4 protein-coding genes are annotated in these 4845 nt (G+C 74.4%); all 4 read right to left on the minus strand.

From position 1 onward, the window contains the following. Positions 1–16 precede the first annotated feature (16 nt). Positions 17–1363, minus strand: a complete 1347-nt coding sequence (locus ACFUEL_RS35220; RefSeq protein WP_380241579.1) for an MFS transporter — start codon at positions 1361–1363, stop codon at positions 17–19. Further along, positions 1360–2652, minus strand: a complete 1293-nt coding sequence (locus tag ACFUEL_RS35225; protein WP_380241581.1) for an ATP-grasp domain-containing protein — start codon at positions 2650–2652, stop codon at positions 1360–1362. Before ACFUEL_RS35225 ends, ACFUEL_RS35220 begins: the two co-directional genes overlap by 4 nt. 46 nt (positions 2653–2698) lie before the next feature. Next, complete coding sequence (locus ACFUEL_RS35230) at positions 2699–3940, minus strand: cytochrome P450 (RefSeq protein ID WP_380241583.1); 1242 nt, start codon at positions 3938–3940, stop codon at positions 2699–2701. Continuing rightward, positions 3937–4845: thioesterase II family protein (locus ACFUEL_RS35235; protein ID WP_380241585.1), on the minus strand; the 909-nt coding region annotated here is incomplete at its 5' end. The genes ACFUEL_RS35235 and ACFUEL_RS35230, both read right to left, overlap by 4 nt.

Raw genomic sequence — 4845 nt, forward strand, 5'->3', positions numbered from 1 at the left:
GGCCCGGCCCGGCCGGTCAGGCGGTGCCTGCCAGGGTCTCCTCCGGCTGCGGGTCGCCGGTGCGCAGTTCCGGGCGCTGCTCGGCGGACCGGGCGAGCGGGCCGACCAGCGCGCCGGCGAGCAGGAAGACGGCGGCGAGCACCCCCCAGCCCGCGGTGCCGCCGCCGATCACGCCGACGGTGACGATGGTGGGGCCGAGCACGAACTGGGCGCTCGTCCCCAGGTTGAAGGTGGCCAGGTACTCGGCCCGGGAGCGGTCCGGGGCCAGGGCGTACGAGAGGCCCCAGCCGCCCGCGGACTGGTAGAGCTCGCCCGCGGTCAGCAGGACGAGTCCGAGGAGCAGGGCGGCGACGACCGCGGCGACGGGCAGGTCGGCGCCCGCGAGGGCGAACAGCGCGCAGGCGCCGACCAGGGCCGCCGCCGCCCGGTGCATCGCCCGGACGCCGCCCGCGACGTTCTCGGTGCCGGCCGAGGCCCGGACCTGGAAGAGGACGGCGAGCACGGTGTTGACCACCAGCAGCAGTCCGACCAGGGCCTTGGGCGCGCTGGTGTGCTCGCTGACCCACAGCGGCACGCCGATGCCGAGCAGCGCGATGTGCAGGACCAGCACGCCGTTGACCGCGGCGACGGCCAGGTAGCGCAGGTCGCGCAGGGCGACCAGCCGCAGCGGCGACTTCTTGGCCTTCTGCCCGGCCGGGGCCGCCGGGTCCGTCGTGGCGGCCGTGGCGGCCGGGTCCGTCCGGTTGCGCAGTCGCAGCCGGCCCAGCAGCAGGGCGGCGGCGACGAAGGACGCCGCGTTGCCCAGCACGATCACGCTGAACGCCCCGCGGGTGCCCACCGCGATGGCGACGCTGGCGAGCAGGCCGCCGAGGGTGAAGCCCACGTTGAACACGACGCGCATCCGCGCCATCATCGCGACGCGCCCGTCCGCGCCCGCGAGTTGCTCGGCGAGGGCCTGGTAGATCGGGAACACCGCCTGCTCGCCGACGCCCAGGAAGGCCGCGATCAGCAGGAAGCTGACGAAGTCGTCGGCGAACACGTAGGCGGTGAAGCCGCAGGCCCGGTAGAGGTTGAGGAACAGCAGGAGCTTGCGCGGGGTCCAGCGGTCCGCCAGCCATCCGATCACCGGCTGGGCGGCGAGCCCGAGCACGCCGGCGATCGAGAGGCCGATGCCGACCTGGGAGGCGGTCAGCCCCACGACCTTGGTGAAGAACAGCGCCGAGCCCGCCAGGTACATGCCCGTGCCGATGGCGTCGATCAGCCCGATCGCGAGGAAGGCGAGGCCCCCCTCGACGTCGGCCGGGCCCAGCAGCTTCTCCCGCAGGCCGGCCGGGCGGCCGTCCTGCGCCCGCCCGGCGCTCACCGCGCGGCCCCGGCGGCTTCGGCGGCCCCGGCGGCTTCGGCGGCCACCGCGATGCGGACGGCCGCGGCCGCGTCCTCGGCGGCGGTCCGGGCCTGGGCCGGGCCGGCGGCGAGCACCATGACCTCGCCGACCCGGTCCCACGAGGAGCGCAGTTCCGCCACCCGGTCGCCGGGGGCCACCGTGACGGCGGCGCGCAGCACGCCGGCCCGCTGCTGCACCTCCTCGACGCCCGCGACCTCCAGCACGGTGCCCGCGGGCGCGGTGAGGAAGCGGATCGCGGCGCCCATCGGGGCGCCGCCGGGCAGCTTGGGGCTGCCGCCGGCCAGGAGTTCCACCAGGGTGCGGATGACGTTGCCCCCGTACGCCGCGTCGAGGAGGAAGGTGATCGAGTCGCCGGGCACCCGGCCCGCGCACTCGATGAGGACCGGGCCCTGTTCGTCGAGCATCCACTCGGCGTGCAGGATGCCGGTGCCGTAGCCGATGGCCCGGACGAAGTCCGCCATGGCCTGCTCGAAGGCGTGCCGGACGTCCTGCGGCAGGTCGGCCGGCACGACGTGGCCCAGCTCGACCGGGTGGCGGCCGCCGGCGGTGAGTTTGTCGGTGACGTTCAGGAAGAGGATCTCCCCGCCGCGCACCAGGGCCTCGACGCTGTACTCGTGGCCGTACAGGCGGCGTTCGGCCAGGTAGCGCCAGGCGAGTTCCCGGTCGGGCAGCATCAGGTCGTCCTGGGCGGCCACGGTGAGCTCCCAGGCCGCGGCGATGTCGTCGCCCGGCTCCAGCAGTTGGACGCCGAGCGAGGCGTGCCGGTTGGCGGGCTTGAGGACGACGGGCCCGCCGGCGGCGAACGCCTCGGCGTCCGCGGGGCCGTGCACCTCGGTCCACTCGGGGTTGCGCAGGCCGCCGGCCTGCGCGGCCGCCCGCAGCCGCAGCTTGTCGGTGAGGGCGGCGGCCGCGGCGGCGCCGGCGCCGGGGCGCCCGAACCGCTCGGCCAGCACGGCGGCGCCGTGGACGCCGTACTCCAGGCCGGCGATGACGAGTGCGACGGGCTCCCCCGCCAGGTGCTCCTCGACGGCCGCCACCAGGGCGAGGTCCTGGTGGTAGGGGGCGGCGACGACCGAGCCGACGCAGCGCAGGTCGGCCGCGGCGTCGTGCACCGCCCGCTTGCGGATGATGTCGGGGTCCTCGACCACCAGCACGCTGTTCTCGGGCAGGAACTGCTCCATCTGGTTCAGCAGCAGCTTGCCGAAGCCGACCATGACCACCCGGCCGGCGGGGAGTTCGATCTGCATGGGCTCTTCTCTCTCGTTGGGGGCGCCGGGGTCGGCGGGGCGGGGGTCAGGCCGGGCGCAGCGCGATGTCGAACCGGTCGATTCCGGCGATGAAGTTCGACGGCCTGCGGATCAGTTCGGACCGGGCCTCCACCGATTCCGCCCGGGTGAGCAGTTCGGTGAAGAGCGAGCGCATCTCCAGCCGGGCCAGGACGGCGCCCAGGCAGAAGTGCGGTCCGATGGTGAAGGACAGGTGGTTGTTGGGGGTGCGGTCGGGGCGGAACTCGTCGGGGGCCTCGAAGACCTCGGGGTCGCGGTTGGCCGCCGAGAGCCAGACGCAGACCGTGTCGCCCTCCGCCAGTTCCGTGCCGCCGAGCACGGCCGGCCGGGTCACCGTGCGGATGAGGTGCATGGCGGGGGTGTCGAAGCGGAGCACCTCCTCGATCATCGCGGGGATCCGCCCGTGGTCCGCGCGCAGCCACTGCCAGGCGCCCGGGGTGCCGGCGAGCCGGTACAGGCCGGCCGCCACGGCGTTCTTGGTGGTCTCGTAGCCGCCGATGGCCAGGTTGAGGCAGTTGAGCAGCACCTCGTCGGTGCTGAGGCGTTCGCCGTCCAGTTCGATGTCCATCAGGCGGCGGACCATGCCGTTCGGGTCGAGCCGGTGCGGCTCGCCCTCGATGATGTCCACGAAGTACATCAGGAGGTCGTTGTTGGCGGCCTCGCTGCAGCGGCGGCGCTCGGCCAGGGCGGGGGCGGCCGCGCCGGCCGCCTCGGTGCCGGTGATGGCGCTGCTGGCCATCGCGGCGACGGCCTCGCGGTCCTCCTCGGGGATGCCGAGGATGGAGCCGATGGCCAGCCGCGGCATCGGGGCGGTCAGCGTGCCGACCGCGTCGACCTCGCCCTGCCGCACGGCGGCCTCGGCCAGCCGCCGGGCGTGCTGCTCGATGACCGGGGTGAGCGAGTGGACGAACTGCGGGGTGAGGGCGCCGGTGACGAGTTTGCGCAGCCGGGCGTGCCGCGGCTTGTCGGTCAGCTCGATCATCAGGCCGGCCGCGGGGTCGCGGACGCCGAGCGTGCTGTCCAGCGTCATGCCCCACTCGGAGCTGTACGTGGCGACGTCGCGCAGGACGGTCCGGGTGTGGTCGTAGCGGGTCACCGAGTAGAAGCCGGGGGCGTCCGGCCGCTCCTGGCGGGGCAGTTCGGGCAGGTCCCGCATGGCGGCCCAGGCCCGGTAGGGCGGTTCCGGGACGAACTGCGCCGGGGAGGCGAGGTCGGGGAAGGCGGCCCGCCGGGTGTCGGTCGTGGTCATCGCTCGGCTCCGTTCGGCGCGGCGGCCTGCTGGGCGGCGAGCGTCTCCAGGACGATCTCGACCACCTTGGCGGGCCGGGTGCGGGTGAAGTAGTGGCCGCCGCCGGGCAGTTCGAGCATCTGCGGGACGCCGGTGAAGGGCGCCCAGTCCCGGTAGCGGTCCGCGAAGTCGGCGGTGACCGGGTCGTCGGCCGCGTACACGGCGGTGGTCGGCACCGCCAGCGGCTCGGCCCGGCCGCCGTCCCCGTGGGCGGTCAGGTAGTAGGTGTTGGCGCTGGTGGAGTCGTGCCGGAAGGTGCGCACCAGCAGGTCGGCGTAGGAGGCGCCGAGTTCGTCGAAGCCGGTGAAGCCGGTCTCGACGGTGAGCCAGTGCCTGATGTCCTCGTAGGTCATCGAGGAGACGTAGTCGATGGACTCCCGCAGCGCCGCGGCGTCGTACAGCAGCTTGGCGCCGATGAACAGGTGCTCCACGTCGACGCCGCGCGCCCGCAGCCGCCGGGCCACCTCGATGGCCAGCGCGGAGCCGACGCAGTGGCCCCACAGGACGATCCGGCCGCGTTCCTGGGCGAGCAGTTCCCCGACCACCAGGTCCGCGATGTCGGTGACCGGCTTCAGTTCGTCGGCGCCGGACTTGGGGTCGTGGCCGGGCAGTTCGACGCCGAGCACGGCGAAGGAGGCGTCCTTGCGGCGCATCGCGTCGGCGACCGGGCGGAAGTGCACGGCGTGGCCGGCGCCGTAGGGGAAGCAGACCAGGGTCGCGGCGGGCCGCTCGTCGGCGGGCGTGAGCCGCACCAGGACGCCGGAGCCCTCGTCCTGGGTGAGCTTCTCGGCCAGCTCGGCCTGCTCGCCGAGCCGGGAGTTGCGCATCACGTCCTTGATGGTGAGCAGGCCGTTGAGCATCATCAC

Origin of the sequence: Kitasatospora sp. NPDC057198 (assembly GCF_042670125.1) — a bacterium.
In the GTDB taxonomy this organism is placed as follows: domain Bacteria; phylum Actinomycetota; class Actinomycetes; order Streptomycetales; family Streptomycetaceae; genus Kitasatospora.

What these genes read in the sequence shown, in the direction of transcription:
- ACFUEL_RS35225 (WP_380241581.1), bottom strand. Translation starts at nt 2,652, where the DNA reads ATGCAGATCGAACTCCCCGCCGGCCGGGTGGTCATGGTCGGCTTCGGC.
- ACFUEL_RS35230 (WP_380241583.1), bottom strand. Translation starts at nt 3,940, where the DNA reads ATGACCACGACCGACACCCGGCGGGCCGCCTTCCCCGACCTCGCCTCC.